This is a genomic window from Cypionkella aquatica, assembly GCF_030161095.1.
GTDB classification, from domain to species: domain Bacteria; phylum Pseudomonadota; class Alphaproteobacteria; order Rhodobacterales; family Rhodobacteraceae; genus Cypionkella; species Cypionkella aquatica.
In genome coordinates this window covers 258,320-278,304 of the sequence record NZ_BSPP01000004.1, presented here as the reverse complement: position 1 = coordinate 278,304, position 19,985 = coordinate 258,320, and the positions used below count along the sequence as shown (strand labels likewise).

The following is a 19,985-nucleotide window of genomic DNA, read 5'->3' as shown; positions in this document are numbered from 1 at the left end:
GAAACTTGTCATCTTAATCAGGGATTCATTTTGTTGCGCCAAATTGCTCAAGACTCGGGGCAGCAAGACCCTGACGCGCAGAATGTGGCGGATCGGATCAACTATGGAATTTGCGGAAAGGCTGGCAAAGGAAAGGCGCGCGCGGCTTGCGGCGGAACGCCTGCTGGAACAGAAAAGCCGCGAATTGTTTGCGGCCAATGCCAAGCTTGGCCTGCATGCCCGCGCGTTGTCAGATCAGATTGTCGAGCAGCGTCAGGTGGTGAAATCCGCCTTGACCGAGGCCGAGCAGTTGAAGGGCCAGCAGTCGCGCTTTGTCGAAGACCTTGACCGCGCCCATACCGTCGCCGTGATGGCAGAGCGGCGGTTGTGGGACAGCATCAACACCATCAAAGACGGCTTTGCAGTGTTCGATTCCGGCCTTCAGCTGGTTGCCGCGAATTCCGCCTATCTTTCGGCGTTCAAAGACCCGCAAATCGTGCCGGGCCTGCCCTATGTCGATCTGCTTTGCATCGCGGCCGAGGGTGGCAGGATCGAGCTTGGCGGCAGCACGCCCGATGTCTGGGTGGCCGATATGCTGGCGCGTTGGGACACCGAGGTGATCGACCCGATCACGATAAAATTCAAGAACGGCACTTGGATTCGCTTGGTCGATCAGCGCGCCCGCGACGGCGACATGGTCAGCCTTGCGCTGGATATCACCGAACAAATGCGAATTTGGGCCGCGATTGAGGCGGTTCCCGATGGATTCGTGCTGTTTGACAGAGAGGAACGGCTTTTGACCTGCAACCAGAACTACCGCGACATCTACCCTGTCTCTGCCGCCGCCATGATCCCGGGGGCGAAATTTGAAGACATTCTGCGCTATGGTCTCAGCCATGGCCAGCACCGCGACGCCATAGGTCAGGAAGACCAATGGCTGGCAGACCGCTTGGCGCAGCATCGCAATCCCGGCCTGCCGGTTGAACAGCAACTGTCCGACGGCCGCTGGATCAGAGCGCAAGATCACGCCACCCCAGATGGCGGCAGGGTCGGGTTGCGGGTCGATATCACCCATCTAAAAGAACAGCAGGTCGCGCTAGAAGCCGCGCGTGTCGCCGCAGAAGCCGCCAGCCGCGCCAAATCGGCCTTCCTCGCCAACATGAGCCACGAAATCCGCACGCCCATGAACGGGGTTGTTGGCATGGCAGAGTTGCTCTGCGACACCGCATTGTCCGAAGAACAGCGGCTGTTCGCGGAAACCATCCGCTCGTCGGGTGAGGCGCTTTTGGTGATCATCAACGATATTCTCGACTTCTCTAAGATCGAGGCAGAACGATTGACGCTGCATCCAGAACCCTTTGATATGGAACGCACGATCCACGAAATCACCATGCTGTTGCAACCGCGCGCCCGTGAAAAAGGGCTCGATCTGATGATCGACTTCGATATGTTCCTGCCCACCCGCTACATCGGTGATCCAGGACGTTTGCGGCAGATTCTGACCAACCTGATTGGCAATGCGGTCAAGTTTACCGACAAAGGCCATGTGCTGATCCGTGTCGTCGGGCTTGATGGCGAAGACGGGCGTCAGGATCTGCACGTCACGGTCGAGGATACCGGCATCGGCATCTCTGCCGAAAATCTGGCGCATATCTTTGGCGAGTTCAATCAGGTTGAAAGCCAGTCGAACCGCAAGTTTGAAGGCACGGGTCTGGGTCTCGCGATCACCAAGCGCTTGGTCGAACGGATGGAGGGTGAGGTCTGGGTTGACAGTGAACTTGGCAAAGGCGCGTGTTTTGGCTTCCGTATCCCGCTGCCAATCGCCGAAGACGCCGAGCAGCCGCGCTTGCCGATCAATGTAAAGCGGGTGCTGGTGGTCGATGATCAATTCATCAACCGCACCATTCTGGAACGTCAACTCGTGCCCTGTGGCATCGAGGTCCGGCTGTGCCGCTCGGGTGCCGAAGCGTTGCTGGCGCTGGGCGAAAGCAGCTTTGATGCGATCATCACCGACCATGAAATGCCAGAGATGGATGGCCTGATTTTGGCCAGCCATATTCGCGCCAAGGGCATCGAAACGCCGATCCTGCTGCTGTCGTCCAGCGTCGCCAATGCGCGCGAAGGCGAGGGGGCGCAGCATCTGGCCGCAACGCTGCAAAAGCCGATCTTGCGGGCCGACCTGTATCGGCGGTTGCAATCGCTGGCTGTTCAAGCTGTCGAGCCGGCCTTGGCGGTGGAAATCTTGCCGGAAGGCGCGCTGCGGCAAATGCGTGTGCTGGCGGCCGAGGACAATCGGACCAACCAGTTGGTGTTTCAGAAAATGGTCCGCCACATCGACATTGATCTCGTCTTCGCCAACAATGGCGTTGAAGCCGTGGCGCTGTTCCAAAGCTTCAAGCCCGATCTGATCTTCATGGATATCTCCATGCCCCAAATGGATGGCCGCGACGCCGCAAAAGCCATTCGCGCGCTTGAAGCTGGCAAAACCCATGTTCCGATCGTAGCGCTGACCGCGCATGCTTTGGACGGCGATTCAGAAGGCATCTTGGCCGCAGGTATTGACCGCTACATGACCAAACCCCTGCGCAAGGCAGAGATCACGCAGACTTTGGCAGGCTTTTGCCCCGTCTTTGCCCGCCCCATTCTGGCGGACGAGCAAGCGGCCTAAGCCGCCGCTTGTGCCACTTGGCGCGCGAAAAACAGCCGTGTCGCGTCAGATTGCGCGGCACGGAACGTATAGCCCCCCAGATCAAAGCCGCGCAGATCGGCGGGGTTGGTCAGGTGATGCTGGCTGATAAACCGCGCCATCGCGCCGCGGGCCTTTTTGGCCCAAAAGCTGACAACCTTGGCCGCGCCGTCGCGCTCCTCCAGAAACACCGGGGTCACCACCGTCAGTTTCAGCGCCTGCAGATCCACAGCCCCGAAATACTCTGCCGAGGCGCAGTTGATCAGAAACGGCGTCTGCTGATCGCTGGCCAAATTGTTCAAAGCCTTTGCAATTTTACTGCCCCAATAGGCATACAGATCAGCGCCTTTGGGGTTGGCAAGCTTGCTGCCCATTTCAAGGCGATAGGGCTGGATCACATCCAATGGGCGCAACAGCCCGTAAAGCCCGGACAAAATCCGCAAATGCCCCTGCGCCCAGATCAGCGTATCGGGGCCCATCGTGCGGGCTTCAAGCCCGGCATAGGTATCGCCGTCAAAGGTAAAGGCAGCAGGCTGCCCCGCCGCATCCGCGCGAAAGCTTTTGAATCGGGCATGGTTCAACTGCGCCAAACTCGGCGAAATATCCATCAGCGCGGAAAGGTCCTGCACGCTGAGCCCGCGCGCCACTTTTGCCAGACGCAGCGCATCTGTGGCAAAATCCGGCACCGTTGGCGCAAAATCACTGCTGTGGGCAGTTTCGTTCAGGCGTTTTGCCGGAGAAATGACAGTCAGCAAGGCGCGTTCCTTCGCGATGTTCGGTTGGGATGGGCGCTAGCCCTCTTGCAGAACCGCAAGAAAGGCCGCGCCAAAGCGGTCAGCTTTCAAATCGCCCATGCCCTGAATATCGGCCAGCGCGCCAAGGGTCGAGGGCCTGCGTTCGGCAATCTGTCGCAGGGTGGATTGCGTGCAGGACAGCAGCTTGCCGATGCCATCCGGCCCGCGCGCAAGTTGCAGTTGCACCTCGCACAGCCGATCATAGACCGCCCCCGCATCGCGCCCCGCCAAAGCACGCCGCGCTGGATGCATCGGAGCGGCAGCGGCACCGGTGATAATCTGCAAAAACGCAGCGCCATAGCTTTCCAGCTTTTTTGCCCCGACCCCCGAAATACCCATCATCGCGTCTAGATTGCCCGGGCGGATTTCTGCCATTTCAATCAGGGTCTTATCAGCAAAGATCACATAGGCGGGCACGCCTGCAGCCTCGGCCAAGGCCCGGCGCTTGGCTTTCAGCGCCGACAGCAGGCTGCTATTTTCCTCGGACACTTGGGTTTTGATCGCAACACGCGGCACGGCTTTGTCCACAGTATCGCGCCGCAACGTGATAGAGGCTTCGCCGCGCAGGATCGGGCGCGCGGCATCGGTCATCCGCAGCGCGCCAAACCGATCCGGGTCAGGCCGAACCAGATCGCGGCCCATCATTTGCCGGAACACCGCACCCCAAGCCGGTTTGGACAGATCGCGGCCAACCGCAAAGGTCGGCAGGCTGTCATGGCCTTTCTCGCGCACTTTGGGTGTGGCATTGCCGGTCAGAATATCAATCAGATGGCCCGCGCCGAACCACTCACCGGTGCGCAGCATCGCGGACAACGCCTTGCGCACAGCATCGGTCGCATCGAACAGCAACGCCGGGCGCTGGCACAGATCGCAGTTGCCGCAGGGTTCGGCGCTTTCACCAAAATAGCCCAGCAAGACCTGCCGCCGACAAGCCATCGCCTCGGCCAGACCCAGCAGCGCGTTCAGGCGGCCATGATCGGCGGCTTTGCGATCCGCAGGCGCAGCACCTTCGTCGATCTGGGTGCGGCGCAGGCGAATATCATCGGGGCCATATAGCGTCATCGTCTCGGCCGGAGCGCTGTCGCGGCCAGCGCGACCGATTTCCTGATAATAGCCCTCGATGGATTTCGGCAGATCGGCATGCGCGACCCAGCGGATATCGGGCTTGTCGATGCCCATGCCAAAGGCCACCGTGGCGACGACGATCAGCCCGTCTTCCTGCTGAAAGCGGATCTCGACGCGGCGGCGGTCCTCGGCATCCATGCCGCCGTGGTAAAAGCAGGCAGAGTGGGCGTCGGCCTTCAATGCCTGCGCCAAGGTTTCAGTTTTCGCCCGCGTCGCACAATAGACGATGCCGGACTGACCGCGCCGCGCCCCCGCAAACCGCAAGATCTGCTCACGCGGGCTGTCCTTGACGGCAAAAGCCAGATGGATATTCGGCCGGTCAAAGCCGCGCAGAAAGCTTTCCGGCGCTTTGCCGTCGAACAGCCGCGTGATGATTTCGGCGCGGGTTTCCTCGTCTGCGGTGGCAGTAAACGCCGCCAGCGGCACGTTCAGCGCGCGCCGCAATTCGCCAATGCGCAGGTAATCCGGGCGGAAATCATGGCCCCACTGGCTGACGCAATGCGCCTCATCCACCGCGATCAGCGTGCAGTTGATCCGCCGCAACAGTGTCAGCGTGGCCGCCGATGCCAACCGTTCGGGTGCCATATACAGCAGCTTCAGGCGGCCATCGTCCAGCGCGGCAAAGACATCTTCGGTTTCTTCCTCGGTGTTGCCCGAAGTCAGCGCGCCCGCCTCTACCCCCGCTTCGCGCAACGCCCGCACTTGATCCCGCATCAGCGCAATCAGCGGCGAGATCACCACCGTCACCCCATCACGGCAAAGCGCAGGCAGTTGAAAACACAAGGATTTGCCGCCGCCCGTCGGCATGATCGCCAACGTGTTACGCCCCGCCATGACCGCATCGACAATCTCTTCCTGCCCCGGGCGAAAGCCGGGGAAGCCGAAGATCGAATGTAGAAGGTCTTGCGGTGCGGGCATGGGCTTTCTTCGCGCCAAATCGGCGCTGACGCGATCAGATCAGGAAAAGCTGTACATATTGTTATAGACCACGATCCGCAGCGCATAAATCGCCAGCAGCACGATCAGCGGTGCCAGATCCAGACCCGGCGTGTTCGGCAAAACCGCGCGCACCCGGCTGTAAATCGGATCAAGCAGGCGGATCAGCCCATACCAGATTTGCGCGACCAAAGACTGCCGCAGGTTCAGCACCTGAAAATTGATCAGCCAGCTCATGATGATATGGATCAGGATGATCCACTTGGCGATATCAAGGATCATCAGCAGAATCTGAAACACAGAGGTCATCGGCGGCTCCAACCACAAGGGCAAACGCAATGGCCCTACTACAGATAGTGGCAGAGGTAACGCGACACCCCCAAAAGGGCAATGCTTTCCGCAGCGTTTTGGTTGACGAAGGCTGCGACAAAAGGCAGGTGAGGCAGCGGAGGTGCCCAATGTATCCGTATATTCGCATGGCGAAAGAGCTTTGGAATTTTCGAAGCGCGCCGCCCTTGGGCCTGTTTGATCCGCATATCAGCACGCATCGTATCTGGCCGTGGGATCTGGATCCGTGGCGCGAGTTGAACAATGGCCGCACCCTGACCCTGTTTGATCTCGGCCGCATCCCGATGTCGGTGCGGATGGGCTTTGAAAAGGTCGCCAAAGCCAACGGCTGGGGCATCACTGTCGCGGGCAATACCACGCGCTATCGCAAACGGCTGACGGTGTTTCAAAAGGTGACGCAGATCAGCCGGGTGGTCGGTTGGGATGATCGCTTCGGCTATATCGAGCAAAGCTTCTGGCGCGGTGATGAATGTACCAGCCATATGTTGTTGCGCTATGCGTTCATTTCCAAACGCGGCATGGTCAAACCTGCCGAGGTGATCGCAGCCCTTGGGCACCCGGCGCAATGCCCGGTGATGCCAGATTGGATCACGGCTTGGATCGCGGCGGATGCGATGCGGCCTTGGCCTCCGCTACGCAGCTAACGGCGCTTGCGCGGACGCGCTTTTTCAGGCTTGATCGCGAAAAACCGCACGAAGGTGCACGGAGGGGCAGGGCATGGCAACGCAGCGGCAGCGCATCTGGGGCTGGTGGTTTTACGATTGGGCCAGCCAACCCTACAACACCTTGTTGCTTACCTTCATTTTCGGCCCATATTTTGCCGAAGTCGCGCGCGGCTATTTCATGGGCACGGGCATGGAGGAAGAAGCCGCCAAAGCTGCCGCCCAAGCCTATTGGGGCTTTTGGTATGCGATATTCTCGCTGATCATCGCTTGCATGGCCCCGATCTTGGGTGCGGTGGCCCAAGGCACCGGGCGGCGGTTGATCTGGGTTTGGGGCTTCTCGGTGCTCTATGTGTTTGGCGCATTCAGCCTATGGCAGCTTGCGCCGGGGGCCGAGTTGGGGGCCTTGCGCTGGGCCGCGATCTTGTTCGGGATCGGTCTGATCGGCATGGAGTTCACCGCGATTTTCACCAATGCGCTGATGCCGACCTTGGACGACGGCGCGAATATGGGCAAAATCTCGGGCAGCGGCTTTGCCTTTGGCTATCTGGGTGGATTGATTGCGCTTGGCATCATGCTGTCGCTGTTCGTGTTGAACGGTGATTCCGAGGTGACGCGCGCAGGCATCGACCCGACCATATTCGGACTTGATCCAGAAGCACGTCAGGAAACCCGCATTGTCGGGCCACTCAGCGCTGTTTGGTATCTTATCTTCATGATCCCCTTCGCGCTGTGGGTGAAAGAGCCGAAGGGCGGGGCTGGTTCCTTTCACATCGGCGCGGCACTCGCCAGCCTTTGGGAAACGCTGAAAAGCCTGCGCTTCCGCCGCAGCCTTGCCGCCTATCTTGGCTCTACCCTTGCCTATAGCGATGCGCTGACCGGGATTTATGCTTTTGGCGGTGTCTATGCCTCCAACGTGCTGGGCTGGGACATTGGCAAAATTGGCGTCTTCGGTATCCTCGGCGGCATCACCGCGATGATTGCAAGCTGGCTGGGCGGAAAGCTCGACAGCCGCTTTGGCCCCAAGCCGGTGATTGTCGGCTCAATCGTGGTGCTGATCGTGGTCTGCCTTGTCATCGTCGGGATGGAGCGTGACAGCCTGTGGGGCATAGCGATGGACCCGGCCTCCACCACCCCCGACATCATCTTCTACATCTGCGGCGGTCTGATCGGTGCCGCAGGTGGCCCCCTGCAAGCCGCAAGCCGCACCATGGTTCTGCGCCACACAACCCCCGACCGCGCGACAGAGGCCTTTGGCCTGTTTGCGCTGTCGGGCAAGGTCACCAGCTTTATCGCCCCGGCACTGATCACGATTGCGACAGCGCTCACCCAAAACGCACGTTTGGGGATTTCTCCGATTGTCGTGCTGTTTATCATCGGGCTTATCCTGCTGATCTGGGTCAATCCGAAAGGCGAACAGGCATGATGCGATCTTTAATCCTGTGCATGGCACTGCTTGCAGCCATGCCTGCCCATGCCGAAAAGCTGGCGAACAAACTGTTTGGCGCGGCAGATAATCCAAGCCAACAGGCGCCCATGCCCATCGGGTCTTACGCGCGCGGCTGTGCGGCTGGTCTGGTGGAGTTGCCGGAAACGGGGCCGACCTGGCAAGCGATGCGCTTGTCACGGCACCGCAACTTTGGCCATCCGGTGCTGGTGCAATATCTGGAAGATCTGTCGCAAACCGCCACTCAGATCGGCTGGCGCGGGCTTTACATCGGCGATATGGGCCAACCGCGCGGCGGGCCAATGACCTCTGGCCATGCCAGCCATCAGATCGGTCTGGATGCCGATATCTGGATGCTGCCGCCCAAAAGCCTGAACCTGTCGCGCAAGGACCGCGAGAATATCAGCTCGATCCCAGTGCGTTCGGCCGATCAGCGCTCGGTGACTGCAAATTGGACACCGCGCCATGCGGCCCTGTTGCAGGCTGCTGCGTCTGATCCGCGGATCGACCGGATTTTTGTGGCCGCTGCGGTGAAGATCGAGATGTGCAAGACCGCCAAGCGATCCGACAAGAAATGGCTGCAAAAGATCCGCCCAATTGCGGGCCATGACACGCATTTCCATGTGCGCCTGAAATGCCCGAAAGGCGCGCGGCTGTGTGAAACCCAAAGCCCGACGGTTTCCGAACTGTCCAATGGTGGCGATGGCTGCGATGAAACCCTCGCATGGTGGGTGTCTGACGCTTATCTCAACCCCAAACCGGTCAAGCCGACCAAGCCCACCAAACCCGTGCCGCACAAGAAAGGCCCGCGTGAATTCACCATGGCCGATTTGCCCCGCCAATGCGCAGACGTGCTTTCCTCGCCGTAACGGCGGCCTTGGTGCTGGTCGCAGGCCCTGAAGGCAGCGCCAGCCCAACCCCGCCGCCGGGCTTTCTTGATGCATTTACCTGGAAAGTGGACACCCCGCGCTTTGGCGGGTTTTCTGGGATTGAAGTCGCCAAGAATGGCCGCGACATCACTGTGTTGTCGGATCGGGGTGCCTATACCACAGCCCAGATCACCCGCGATGAAGCCGGGCGGATCATCTCGATTGCAACCAATCCGATGCGAACCCTGCAAGATGCCGAAGGTGCGGCACTACAGCCCGGCTTTTCTGACAGCGAGGGTATCGCGCTTGCGCCCGATGGCACGATCTATGTCTCATTCGAGGGCCATGCCCGCGTCCTGCATTATGCAACGCTGGATGGCCCCGCGAAAAACCTGCCCTCGCCACCCGGTTTCAAGGCGCTGCAAGCAAACTCGGCGCTAGAGGCGCTTGCCGTCGATGCGGCAGGCACGCTTTACACCTTGCCAGAGCGTTCTGGTGCCGAACAAAAACCATTCCCGGTTTACCGTTTCAAAGGCGGCAAATGGGACAAAAAGCTGCAAATCCCACGGCTGGGCCGCTACCTTGCGGTTGGGGCTGATTTCGGCCCCGATGGCAAATTCTATCTGCTGGAACGGGATTTTCGCGGCCTTGCCGGATTTTCCAGCCGTCTGCGCCGCTTTACTCTGGGGCCAAAGGGCTTTGATCAGGGCGAGGTTTTGTTGCAGACCCCGGTTGGATTGTATGACAACCTCGAAGGTGTCTCAATCTGGCGCGATGCGGCAGGGCATTTGACGGCCACGATGGTATCGGACGACAATTTCAAATTCTTCCTGCGCAGTCAGATTGTGGAATATCAACTGCCCGATTGACACCGCCCCCAAGGCCGCGCTACTCCGCCGCGTCCCGCAATGGGCGAACCTACCCCCCAACCAAGTCTCCGCGACCTTGTAAAAAACGGAATAAACATGAACAAACTGCTGCTTGGCGTGATCGCCATGGCCATCATCGTGGTGGCCTCGAATATTCTGGTGCAATATCCGATTGGCCAATGGCTGACCTGGGGCGCCTTCACCTATCCCTTCGCCTTTCTGGTCTCTGAACTCGTCAACCGTTTCCACGGTGCCCGCGCCGCCCGCCGGGTGGTTTATGCTGGCTTTGCAGTTGGTCTGGTCTGCTCGGCGATTGGCACGCAGATCATTGGCGAATTTGGTCCGCTTGTCACCTTTCGGGTGGCGGTCGCGTCTGGTCTGGCGTTTCTGATCGGCCAATTGCTGGATGTGACGATCTTTGACAAACTCCGCCGGGCCGAGTGGTGGCGCGCGCCGTTCCTAGGCTCGCTGATGGGGTCGTCGGTAGATACGATGATCTTCTTCACTCTGGCTTTCTCGGCTGATTTCATCTGGTTAGAGCCTGCAAATGATGTGTCTTGGGCGACCGGTCTGGTGCCGCTTTTGGGCTTTGGCCCCGAGGTTCCGCTATGGCAATCGCTGGCCTTGGCTGACTTTTGTGTAAAAGTTGCCGTCGATTTAATCGCCCTGATGCCGTTCCGCCTGGCCATTGCAAAATACGCAAGCCGCGCTGCGTAAAACCTTTTGACAAACCGAAAATCTGTGTCAGGCTTTCCTTATCGGCAACATTTTGAAAGGAGGTGACCCAGTGTCTAGAGTGATATTGGAGAGCGGTGTCGGGACAGTCATGGGGGGTGTTTTCTAGGGGCAGCCCTCTAGCGAAACAGACCACAGATTGGGCTTTTGATACCTAACTGGCCCATCTCCTTAGATCTCGGAAAGGGTTGCCGCATACAGGCCGGCAGCCCTTTCTCTTTTCCAGAACCCCCGCTAGTTTGCGCTTATGTTGTGGATCACCGACACCATTTCAATTGCGGATTGGGAGCTGAGCGAAAGCTTCATGCGCGCCTCGGGGCCGGGTGGCCAGAACGTCAACAAAGTATCCACGGCTGTTGAATTGCGTTTTGAGGCCGAACGCTCGCCCAATCTGGCACCGGGGGTAAAGGCGCGGTTGAAAAAACTCGCTGGGCGGCGCTGGACGCTGGAAGGCGCGCTGATCTTGCAAGTGGAAGACACCCGCAGCCAGGCCCGCAATCGCGAAATCGCGCGTGAACGTCTGGCCGATCTGATCCGCGCCGCGTTGGTTGCCCCGAAACGCCGCATCGCTACCAAGCCCAGCTACGGCAGCCAGTTGCGCCGTGTCGCCGCCAAAGTGCAACGGGGCGAGGTAAAGGCCCTGCGTGGCAAACCGGGCGATGACGAATGACCATTGAAGCTTTGGCAGCCGAGGCCGTAAGCCATTGGAATGGCAAGGTAACGCGCCTTCTGCGCAACCGCGAAAACGCGGTGTTCGAGGTGGCTTTGCCCATCGGGCGCGCGGCGCTACGTCTGCACCGTGTCGGCTATCAGGACGATGCTGCGATCAGATCAGAACTTTGGTGGTGCGCCGCTTTGGCCAAGGCCGGGGTCGCCGTGCCCGCCGCTTTGCCCAGCCGCACCGGCGCGTTTCTGGTGAAACTGTCCAATGGCCGCAACGCCTCGATCATCGCGTGGATGGAGGGTGAAGCCTTTGGCGAGGCCGGAAAACCGCTGCCCTGCGCGCCCGAAGACCGCTTGCCGCGGCACCATGCCTTGGGCGCTTTGCTTGCCCGCGTGCATGCCGAGACGGATCGACTGACCTTGCCGCCCGATTTCACCCGCCCCCGCTGGGATATTGACGGTCTTGTGGGCGCGACCCCGTTCTGGGGCCGGTTCTGGGAGCATCCCTCGGCCAGCCCCGCGCAGGTTGAAATCCTGCATGCCGCGCGGGCGTTTTTGCACCAAAACCTGCGCGAGCATCAGCAATCGGGCGGCGATTTCGGCCCGATCCATGCCGATGTGCTGCGCGAGAATATCCTTGTTCACAACGGCGCGTTGTCACTGATCGACTTTGACGATTCCGGCTTTGGCTTTCGGCTCTATGATCTTGGCACCGCCCTTAGCCAGAACCTGCACGAGCCCGATTACTCCCAAATCCGCGATGCTTTGGTGGCAGGCTATGCGCAAACCCGGCCCGCCACCGCTGCTTTGGCGGATCTGTTCACACTTGCGCGCTGCTGCGCTTCGGTCGGTTGGGCGGCGCCAAGACTTGCGCCTGATGATCCGGTTCACGCATCCCACATCGCCCGCGCGGTCCGTTGTGCGGTGCGGGTGATGGCCTAAACCACCAGCGGCTGCGCCACTTGGTCGCCGACACCGAACACCCGCTTGTAGCGCTCGATCTGATCCGCCGGGCCCATCGCCTTGCTTGGATTGTCAGACAGCTTGACCGTGGGGCGGCCATTGGCGGCAATCGCCTTGCACACCACGCTGAACGGAGCCAGCCCATCATCAGGTGCCAAGCCTCTGAAATCATTGGTCAGCATAGTGCCCCAACCGAATGAAACCTTGACCCGACCCCGGAACTGATTGTGCAATTCGACGATCTTTTCGACGTCCAGACCATCCGAGAAAATCACCAGCTTTTGCTTTGGGTCTTCGCCGCGTTCCTTCCACCATTGGATCGCCAGCTCTGCCGCCGTCGCCGGATCACCGCTGTCAATCCGCATCCCTGTCCAGGATGCCAGCCAATCCGGCGCATTTTTCAGAAAGCCTGCAGTGCCAAAAGTGTCGGGCAAAATGACGCGCAGATTGCCGTCATGTTCCTCCTGCCAATCGGCCAGAACCTGATAAGGCGCCTGCGCCAGTTCGGCATCCGAGTTCGCCAGCGCCGCATAAACCATCGGCAATTCATGTGCGTTGGTGCCGATTGCCTCCATCTCGCGCCGCATCGCGATCAGACAGTTTGAGGTGCCGGTGAATTTGCCCTCCAGCCCCTCTTGCATGGCTTGCACCGCCCAATCCTGCCACAGGAAAGAATGTCTGCGCCTTGTGCCGAAGTCGGCGATCTTCAGGCCGTCAATCTCGCGCAACAGGGCGATCTTTTCCCATAGCTTGGTCATCGCGCGGGCATAAAGCACCTGCAATTCAAACCGCCCCTGTTTTTGCAGCACCGCACGGCTGCGCAGCTCCATCAGCACCGAAAGCGCCGGGATTTCCCACAGCATCACCTCGGGCCAGCTGCCCTCAAAGGTCAATTCATACTGACCATCGCGCTTTTCCAGATGATAGGCGGGCAGCCGCATGCCCTCGAACCATTCCATGAAGTCCGACCGGAACATTTGCCTTTTGCCGTAAAACGTATTGCCGCGCAGCCAAGTGCTTTCGCCCCGCGTCAAGCTCAGCGAGCGTACATGATCCAACTGCTCGCGCAGCTCACCCTCGTCGATCAGATCCGCCAGCCGCACGGAATGAGAGCGGTTGATCAAACTGAAGGTCACGGTCGTATCCGGCCTGTTACGGAAAATAGACTGACACATCAGCAGCTTGTAAAAATCCGTGTCGATCAAAGAGCGAACGATCGGGTCGATCTTCCACTTGTGGTTCCAGACGCGTGCGGCGATATCAACCATAGTGGCCCTCCCTTTGCGACAGTGTCTACGACAGGAACGCAGGCAACGTCAAAACGATCCCTGCCGAGATTTCGGCATCCCTGCGGTCAGGCAACCCAATTCACCCCCGCAGCCAGACAATTCGCCTTGGCCTCGGCAAGCGTGCCGTTCAGGTCAATCGCGCGGCAGGCACCTGCCAGCAGTGTCACCGAAAAGCCCAGCCGCGCCGCATCTATCGCCGAATAGGCCACGCAAAAATCCAAGGCCAATCCCACCAAAGTCACTGAAGTGATCCCGCGTGCCCGAAGATAGCCCTCCAGCCCGGTTGGCGTGCTGTGGTCATTCTCGAAAAACGCCGAATAGCTGTCGATGCCGCTGCGAAAGCCTTTGCGCACCACCAGCTGCGCCGGATCACTGCGCAGATCGCTGTGAAACGCCGCCCCCGAGCCCCCTTGCACGCAATGCACGGGCCACAGAACCTGCGGGCCATAGGGCATTTCTATCACCGAAAACGCCTCGGCCCCCGGATGATTTGCGGCGAACGACGTATGGTCGGCCGGGTGCCAATCCTGCGTCAGCACCACGCAAGCGAACTCATCCATCAACGCATTGACCTGTGGAATGATCGCCGCGCCGTCCGTCACCGCCAAAGCCCCACCGGGGCAGAAGTCATTCTGGATGTCGATCACGATCAAAGCTTCATCGCTGCGGCGCATGGCGGTCTCCTGTGCGGTTTTCCGTCGGCTATGCGGCAGCATATGCCCGGTCAATCAAAACCTAAACTTGCCCTGCGCCGCTGCAAGGCGTAAATCGCGGCCATGCTGACCGTAGCCGCGCTTTATCACTTCACCCGCTTTCCCGACCCCGCAGCCCTGCGCGGGCCGCTGGTAAAGCTTTGCGAAAGCCAAGGCGTGAAAGGCTCGCTGTTGCTTGCCGCCGAAGGCATCAACGGCACGATTGCAGGCCCTGATGCCAGTATCGCCGCCGTTCTGGCACATCTGCGCGCGCTGCCCGGCTGCGCGGGGCTAGAGCATAAGCAAAGCTATGCCGCCAAGATGCCATTTCGCCGCTTGAAGATCAAACTAAAGCGGGAAATCGTCACGATGGGTCAGCCCGACATCGACCCGGTGGCGCGCGTGGGCTCTTACGTCGCACCGCAGGATTGGAACGCCCTGATCGCTGATCCTGATGTCGTGCTGATCGACACCCGCAATGATTACGAGGTCGGCATCGGCAGCTTTCAGGGCGCGGTTGATCCCGACATTCGCACCTTCCGCGATTTCCCTGCATGGTGGCAGACCCACAAAGACGCATATCAGGGCAAGCGCATCGCGATGTTCTGCACAGGCGGTATTCGGTGTGAAAAATCAACGAATTACCTTCTGGGGCAGGGGGTGAATGAGGTCTATCACCTCAAGGGTGGCATCCTGAAATATCTCGAGGAAGTCCCGGCCGAAGCCTCGGCTTGGAATGGCGAATGTTACGTGTTTGATGGCCGGGTTTCGGTTGGTCACGGCTTGGTGCCGGGTGATTACGACAGCTGCCATGCCTGCCGCCGCCCGATCAGTGCTGCAGACAAGCAGCGCCCGGAATATGAACGTGGCGCGTGCTGCCACCACTGTGTTGCGGAATATACCGACGCCGACCGCGACCGCTTCCGCGAGCGCCAGCGCCAGCTTGATTTGGCCGCAGCCCGTGGCGAGGCACATTTTTCAGACTAGCTGCTTTCGGGAAACCGCCAGCTTTCGGCTTCGGCCCCAATGTCGCTGGCGGCTTGTTGCAATGCTGGCACCTGCGCCTCTAACCCCGGCAAACTGCTGCGCGCCGTGCTTGATGTGACCGACAAAGCCCCGATCATCCGGCCCAGCCCCGTCAGAATCGGCACCGCCACACAGATGATGCCAGCCTCATGCTCTTCGCGGTCAAAGGCATAGCCGCGCTGTCGGATCGTCTCCAGTTCCGCCCGCAGCGCAGAGGCGTCCAGCGTGTGCGCTGTAAATCGGTGGAACGACTGTCGCGCCAGCGCCTCTGTCAGCGCCGCATCCTTCATGAACGCCAGCATCGCTTTGCCGACACCGGTGCAATAGGCTGGCCCCACCTTGCCCGCTTGCGAGAACATCTCGACCGGGCGCGTCGCATTGCGCTTGTCCACATACAGAACCTGCCCCTGATCCATCTGCGCCAGATGCACCGTTTCGCCGGTTGCTTGTGCCAATCGGTCCAACACCTGCCGCGCCAAGGGTGCAAGCGCGCTTTGCGACCAAGCTCCATGCGCCAGCCGCACCAGCCGCAGCCCCAAACTATAGCTGCCGCGCGCCTCGTCATAGGCCAACATGCCCTGATGCGTCAGCGTTTGCAGCAGCCGGTACAGCGTCGCCTTGGGATAGCCACCCTGCGCCATCAGATCGCTGAACCGCACCGGCGCCCGTGCCGCAACCATCTCCAGCACGTCCAGCGCCTTGCCCACAGTGCCGTCTTGCTGATTGTCGCGCATCGGCTCTCCAGTGGAATTGACAGGACCTATGGTAAGGTGCATGATTTCCACTATGCAAGACTTAGTTTCAAATAATGGAACCATTTGATGATTTCGGACTGGATTGCGGTCGATTGGGGCACCTCGAACCTGCGTGCTTGGGCGATGGGGCCGGATGGAGTGCTGGCCTCGGGCAGCTCTGACGACGGTATGGGCAAGCTGACGCAGGCCGAGTTTGAACCGGCCCTGTTGCGGCTGATCGCGCCATGGCTGGGTGCGGGGCAGACCCCGGTGATCGCCTGCGGCATGGTCGGTGCGCGGCAAGGCTGGCGCGAGGCACCCTATCGCCAAACCCCCTGCGCGCCTGTCGCTTCGGGGGCGCTGATGGCGGTGCAAACCGATGATCCGCGTCTCCGCATGATGATCGCGCCGGGGCTCAGCCAATCCAAACCTGCCGATGTGATGCGCGGTGAGGAAACGCAGATCGCCGGAGCGCTGGCGCTGCTGTCGAACTTTGACGGCGTGTTCTGCCTGCCGGGCACCCATTCCAAATGGGCGCATGTGTCGGCGGGCGAGGTGGTCTCGTTTCAAACCTTCATGACTGGCGAGATGTTCGCCCTGCTGTCGCAACACTCAGTTCTGCGGCATGGCATGGGCGGCGAGGGCGAAGATGATGCGGCCTTTGCCGAAGGCTTGGCGGATGCGATGGCGCGGCCAGAAAAGATCTCGGCCCGGCTGTTCACCCTGCGCGCCGAAGGTCTGCTGCATGGACTGTCCCCCGCCGCCGCCCGCGCGCGGTTGTCGGGCCTGCTGATCGGTCTGGAACTTGCGGCCGCCAAACCCTACTGGCTGGGTCAGCGCATCGCCCTGATCGGGGCTGCAGCGCTTTCAACCCGCTACGCCGACGCCCTTCAAGCGCAGGGTGCCGCCTCGGAAACTCTGGACGCCACCGCCTGCACCCTTGCAGGCCTTGCCGCAGCGCGCGGCCTTATGCAGAAAGCCATGCCATGACACGCCCTTTGATCGCCATTCTGCGCGGCATCACCCCCGCCGAGGCCACAACCGTCGCCGAGGCTTTGATCGCCGCAGGCATCACCCGGATCGAAGTGCCGCTGAACTCGCCACAACCCTTCGACTCGATCGCGGCAATGGCCAAGGCATTTGGCGCGCAGGCAGAAATCGGCGCAGGCACGGTGCTTACGACCGCAGATGTGGCCGCCGTAGCCGCTGCTGGCGGCAAGCTGATCGTCTCGCCCAATTGTAACCCGGAGGTCATCCGCGCCACCAAGGCCGCAGGCATGGCCAGCTGGCCCGGCGTGATGACCCCCACCGAATGTTTCGCCGCCCTCGCCGCCGGGGCAGACGGGCTCAAGATCTTCCCCGCCAATCTGATCGGCCCAGACGGTTTGAAAGCCATCCGCGCCGTGCTGCCGAAAGCCACGCAAGTCTATGCGGTCGGCGGCGCTGGCGCGTCAAACTTTGGCGAGTGGATCAAGGCGGGTGCCGACGGTTTTGGCATCGGCACCGCACTCTACACCCCCGGTCTGTCGGTCGCCGAAGTCACCGCCAAAGCCCGCACCATTGTCACCGCTTATGACGAGGCCCGCGCATGATCTTCGATCCCCGCCTGTGTGATCTGGGCGAAGGCCCGCTCTGGCATCCCGCGCGTCAGCAAATGTTCTGGTTTGACATCAACAACCAGAAACTGCTGTCGCAAGACCGCGACGGCCCCCGCGAATGGCGCTTCCCCGAGATCGTTTCCGCCGCGGGCTGGGTCAGTGACGATGTGCTGCTGATCGCCGGAGAGCGCGATCTCTTCCTGTTCGACCTTGAAACCGAAGAGGTCGAACCGCTTTGCCTGCTGGAACAAGACAAGCCAAAGAACCGCCCCAACGATGGCCGCGCCGACCCGCTTGGTGGCTTCTGGATCGGCACGATGGCGAAAGATGAAGCCATCGGCGCAGGCGCAATCTACCGCTTTTACAAGGGTGAATTGCGCAAGCTTTACAGCGACATATCCATCCCGAACGCGATCTGCTTCCCCCCCGCCGGGGCGTTTGCGCATTTCACCGATACTGTCACGCAAAAGGTGATGAAAGTGGCGCTGGATGCCGAAGGCTGGCCCAATGCCACGCCCGAAGTGTTTCTGGATCTGACCGCCGAGGGGCTTTACCCCGATGGCGCGGTGATCGATGCCGATGGTGTGATGTGGCTTGCACAATGGGGTGCGTCGCGCGTTGCCGCCTATGATCCGCAAGGCCGCTTCCTGCGCGCCGTTGCCGTCGATGCGCCGCAAACCACCTGCCCGGCCTTCGCGGGCCCGCAGCTGTCAGCAATGATCGTCACATCTGCGCGCAAGAACCTTGATGCCGCCGCGCTGCAAATCGCCCCGCTGTCCGGTGCGACCTTTGTGATCGAAGGGGTCGCAAAAGGGCAACGTGAACATCAGGTTATATTGGGCGAACCCTAAGCAAGAACCACGGCGCCCCGGGTTTGATCCGGGACCTCATGCTGTGATCAGAGGCCCCGGATCAAGTCCGGGGCGCCGTGCTGAAAAATCCTCAGGCCCGCACCGATACCCGCCCGGCCACCGGCAAAAACGCAAACCCATTCGGCCCCAGTACCAGTTGCGCGCCATCCAGAGCCGCACTCTGAGACGGCCCTTCCAGCCCCGCAACCCCTTCAACCGCCACAGAAACCTCGGTAGGTGACAGGTTGAACACGCACAGCAACGCATCGCCGCGGGTAAACGCCAAGATCGGCTCGGGCACACGGAAGAACACCGTCGCCCCTGCCGTCAACGCCTCTGACCCGCGCCGATACTGCAACATGGCGCGATAGGTCTCCAGCACCGACCCCGCGACCCCTGCCTGAGATGCCACGTTCCGCGCCAATTGCGGCGCTTTCACTGGAAGCCACGGCTTGCCCGCCGAAAATCCAGCGTTTTCAGACGCATCCCACACCATCGGCGTCCGGGTGTTGTCGCGCCCCACAGGCTCTGGCCAGAAATTGATCCCCTGAGGATCGGTCAATTCCTCAAACCCCAAGACGGTATCGGTCTGTCCCAGCTCTTCGCCCTGCCACAAGCAGATAGAGCCTTGGAATGATAGCAACAGCGCCCCCGCTTGCCGCGCCAACGCATCTTGCGACACCCCATGCTTGGCCCACCGCGACGCCTGCCGCACCACATCATGGTTGGAAAACGCCCACATCGGCCAGCCATTCGGCGCGCCGGCGAAGAATTCCTCGATCTTGCCGCGAAAGAACGCGGCGGAATAATCGTAGCCCATCATCTCGAACGAATAGCATTGATGCAGCCGACCGGGGGCGGTGTATTCGCCCATCATCCGAATGGCATGATGCGCCTCGCCCATTTCGCCCACAGTCGCGCGGTCGGTATATTCATCCATCACGCGCCGGATACGCTCCATCCAGCCCAGATTTTCAGGCTGCCCCTTTGAGAACAAATGATATTGCATCTCATACGGGTTGCCATCGGGCTTGGTTTTCACCCGGAAATCGGCGGCATCATTGCGGAACAACGCATCTTTGTAGAAATAATTCACCGTATCAAACCGGAAGCCATCCACCCCGCGATCCAACCAGAACCGCAGCACAGATTCCATGTAATCCACCACCGCCGGATTGCGGTAGTTGAAGTCCGGCTGCTGCGACAGAAAGCTGTGCATGTAATACTGCTTGCGCCGCGCATCCCAAGTGAATGCCGGGCCACCGAACACCGACAGCCAGTTGCAGGGCGGCGTGCCATCGGGCTTGGGATCAACCCAGATATACCAATCAGATTTGTCGTTATCGCGGCTTTTGCGACTTTCGGCAAAGAAGGTGTGCTTGTCGGATGAATGGTTCAGCACCTGATCAATGATCACCTTCAGACCCAGATCATGCGCCCGCGCAACCAGCGCATCGAAATCGGCCAATGTGCCAAACACCGGGTCAACGTCGGTATAATCGGACACATCATAGCCCATATCCAACATGGGCGAGGTGAAAAACGGCGACAGCCACACCGCATCGCAGCCCAGATCCGCGATATGATCCAGCCGCCGCGTGATGCCCTTCAGATCGCCAACCCCGTCGCCGTTGTCATCCTGAAACGACCGCGGATAGACCTGATAGGTCACCGAACCGCGCCACCATTCCGCCATACCCCGCCTCCGAATATCTGTGT

19 protein-coding genes are annotated in these 19,985 nt (G+C 60.4%); 12 read left to right on the top strand and 7 right to left on the bottom strand.

The features are described 5' to 3' along the window. Positions 1-103: 103 nt before the first annotated feature. Complete coding sequence (locus tag QQJ98_RS04915) at positions 104-2,647, top strand: hybrid sensor histidine kinase/response regulator (protein WP_284324211.1); 2,544 nt, start codon at positions 104-106, stop codon at positions 2,645-2,647. Here the strand turns inward: QQJ98_RS04915 and yaaA are convergent. Genes yaaA through QQJ98_RS04900 form a run of 3 tightly spaced genes read right to left on the bottom strand, consistent with a single transcriptional unit; the run spans position 2,644 to position 5,829 of the window. Continuing rightward, positions 2,644-3,420: a peroxide stress protein YaaA gene (yaaA, locus tag QQJ98_RS04910; RefSeq protein ID WP_284324210.1), complete on the bottom strand. Its 777-nt coding sequence runs from the start codon at positions 3,418-3,420 to the stop codon at positions 2,644-2,646. The genes QQJ98_RS04915 and yaaA overlap by 4 nt on opposite strands. A 36-nt stretch (positions 3,421-3,456) precedes the next feature. Continuing rightward, positions 3,457-5,502: a DNA helicase RecQ gene (recQ, locus tag QQJ98_RS04905; protein ID WP_284324209.1), complete on the bottom strand. Its 2,046-nt coding sequence runs from the start codon at positions 5,500-5,502 to the stop codon at positions 3,457-3,459. Positions 5,503-5,541: 39 nt separating this feature from the next. After that, the gene (locus QQJ98_RS04900) at positions 5,542-5,829 is read right to left on the bottom strand and encodes a YggT family protein (RefSeq protein ID WP_284324208.1); all 288 of its coding nucleotides are present in this window, start codon (positions 5,827-5,829) and stop codon (positions 5,542-5,544) included. Positions 5,830-5,978: 149 nt separating this feature from the next. On the opposite strand from QQJ98_RS04900, the gene QQJ98_RS04895 reads away from it, so the two are divergent. From QQJ98_RS04895 to QQJ98_RS04865, 7 genes are all read left to right on the top strand, one after another. Then, positions 5,979-6,512 carry an acyl-CoA thioesterase gene (locus QQJ98_RS04895; protein ID WP_284324207.1) on the top strand — a complete coding sequence of 178 codons (534 nt, stop codon included), beginning with the start codon at positions 5,979-5,981 and terminating at the stop codon, positions 6,510-6,512. 73 nt (positions 6,513-6,585) lie between these two features. Next, complete coding sequence (locus tag QQJ98_RS04890; protein WP_284324206.1) at positions 6,586-7,956, top strand: MFS transporter; 1,371 nt, start codon at positions 6,586-6,588, stop codon at positions 7,954-7,956. Next, positions 7,953-8,846, top strand: coding sequence for a penicillin-insensitive murein endopeptidase (gene mepA, locus QQJ98_RS04885; protein WP_284324205.1), 894 nt, complete (start codon positions 7,953-7,955; stop codon positions 8,844-8,846). The genes QQJ98_RS04890 and mepA overlap by 4 nt, the downstream gene beginning before the upstream one ends. Beyond that, positions 8,819-9,715, top strand: coding sequence for an esterase-like activity of phytase family protein (locus QQJ98_RS04880; RefSeq protein ID WP_284324204.1), 897 nt, complete (start codon positions 8,819-8,821; stop codon positions 9,713-9,715). Before mepA ends, QQJ98_RS04880 begins: the two co-directional genes overlap by 28 nt. Positions 9,716-9,811: 96 nt before the next feature. Beyond that, the gene (locus QQJ98_RS04875) at positions 9,812-10,432 is read left to right on the top strand and encodes a queuosine precursor transporter (protein ID WP_284324203.1); all 621 of its coding nucleotides are present in this window, start codon (positions 9,812-9,814) and stop codon (positions 10,430-10,432) included. A gap of 265 nt (positions 10,433-10,697) precedes the next feature. Beyond that, positions 10,698-11,120 (top strand): alternative ribosome rescue aminoacyl-tRNA hydrolase ArfB, encoded by a 423-nt coding sequence (arfB, locus tag QQJ98_RS04870; protein ID WP_284324202.1) that lies wholly within the window; start codon positions 10,698-10,700, stop codon positions 11,118-11,120. Then, positions 11,117-12,055 (top strand): phosphotransferase enzyme family protein, encoded by a 939-nt coding sequence (locus tag QQJ98_RS04865; protein WP_284324201.1) that lies wholly within the window; start codon positions 11,117-11,119, stop codon positions 12,053-12,055. Before arfB ends, QQJ98_RS04865 begins: the two co-directional genes overlap by 4 nt. On the opposite strand, the gene pncB is transcribed toward QQJ98_RS04865, so the two are convergent. Both pncB and pncA read right to left on the bottom strand, forming a co-directional pair. Then, the gene (gene pncB / locus QQJ98_RS04860; RefSeq protein ID WP_284324200.1) at positions 12,052-13,344 is read right to left on the bottom strand and encodes a nicotinate phosphoribosyltransferase; all 1,293 of its coding nucleotides are present in this window, start codon (positions 13,342-13,344) and stop codon (positions 12,052-12,054) included. The two genes, QQJ98_RS04865 and pncB, sit on opposite strands and share 4 nt — an antisense overlap. Before the next feature lie 86 nt (positions 13,345-13,430). After that, positions 13,431-14,039: a bifunctional nicotinamidase/pyrazinamidase gene (pncA, locus tag QQJ98_RS04855; protein WP_284324199.1), complete on the bottom strand. Its 609-nt coding sequence runs from the start codon at positions 14,037-14,039 to the stop codon at positions 13,431-13,433. A gap of 102 nt (positions 14,040-14,141) precedes the next feature. Between pncA and trhO the strand changes: the two genes are divergently transcribed. Continuing rightward, entirely contained in the window at positions 14,142-15,044 is a 903-nt protein-coding gene (gene trhO / locus QQJ98_RS04850; RefSeq protein ID WP_284324198.1) for an oxygen-dependent tRNA uridine(34) hydroxylase TrhO, read from the top strand. Here trhO and QQJ98_RS04845 read toward each other — a convergent pair. Beyond that, complete coding sequence (locus QQJ98_RS04845; RefSeq protein WP_284324197.1) at positions 15,041-15,817, bottom strand: IclR family transcriptional regulator; 777 nt, start codon at positions 15,815-15,817, stop codon at positions 15,041-15,043. The two genes, trhO and QQJ98_RS04845, sit on opposite strands and share 4 nt — an antisense overlap. Before the next feature lie 87 nt (positions 15,818-15,904). Here QQJ98_RS04845 and QQJ98_RS04840 point away from each other — a divergent pair, with 87 nt between their 5' ends. From QQJ98_RS04840 to QQJ98_RS04830, 3 genes are read left to right on the top strand one after another with little or no spacing between them, the layout of a single operon-like run. Continuing rightward, positions 15,905-16,807, top strand: coding sequence for a 2-dehydro-3-deoxygalactonokinase (locus QQJ98_RS04840; protein WP_284324196.1), 903 nt, complete (start codon positions 15,905-15,907; stop codon positions 16,805-16,807). After that, positions 16,804-17,409 carry a 2-dehydro-3-deoxy-6-phosphogalactonate aldolase gene (locus tag QQJ98_RS04835; protein WP_284324195.1) on the top strand — a complete coding sequence of 202 codons (606 nt, stop codon included), beginning with the start codon at positions 16,804-16,806 and terminating at the stop codon, positions 17,407-17,409. Before QQJ98_RS04840 ends, QQJ98_RS04835 begins: the two co-directional genes overlap by 4 nt. Continuing rightward, positions 17,406-18,266: an SMP-30/gluconolactonase/LRE family protein gene (locus QQJ98_RS04830; protein ID WP_284324194.1), complete on the top strand. Its 861-nt coding sequence runs from the start codon at positions 17,406-17,408 to the stop codon at positions 18,264-18,266. Before QQJ98_RS04835 ends, QQJ98_RS04830 begins: the two co-directional genes overlap by 4 nt. Before the next feature lie 91 nt (positions 18,267-18,357). On the opposite strand, the gene QQJ98_RS04825 is transcribed toward QQJ98_RS04830, so the two are convergent. Beyond that, complete coding sequence (locus tag QQJ98_RS04825) at positions 18,358-19,962, bottom strand: alpha-glucosidase (protein WP_284324193.1); 1,605 nt, start codon at positions 19,960-19,962, stop codon at positions 18,358-18,360. Positions 19,963-19,985: the final 23 nt, after the last annotated feature.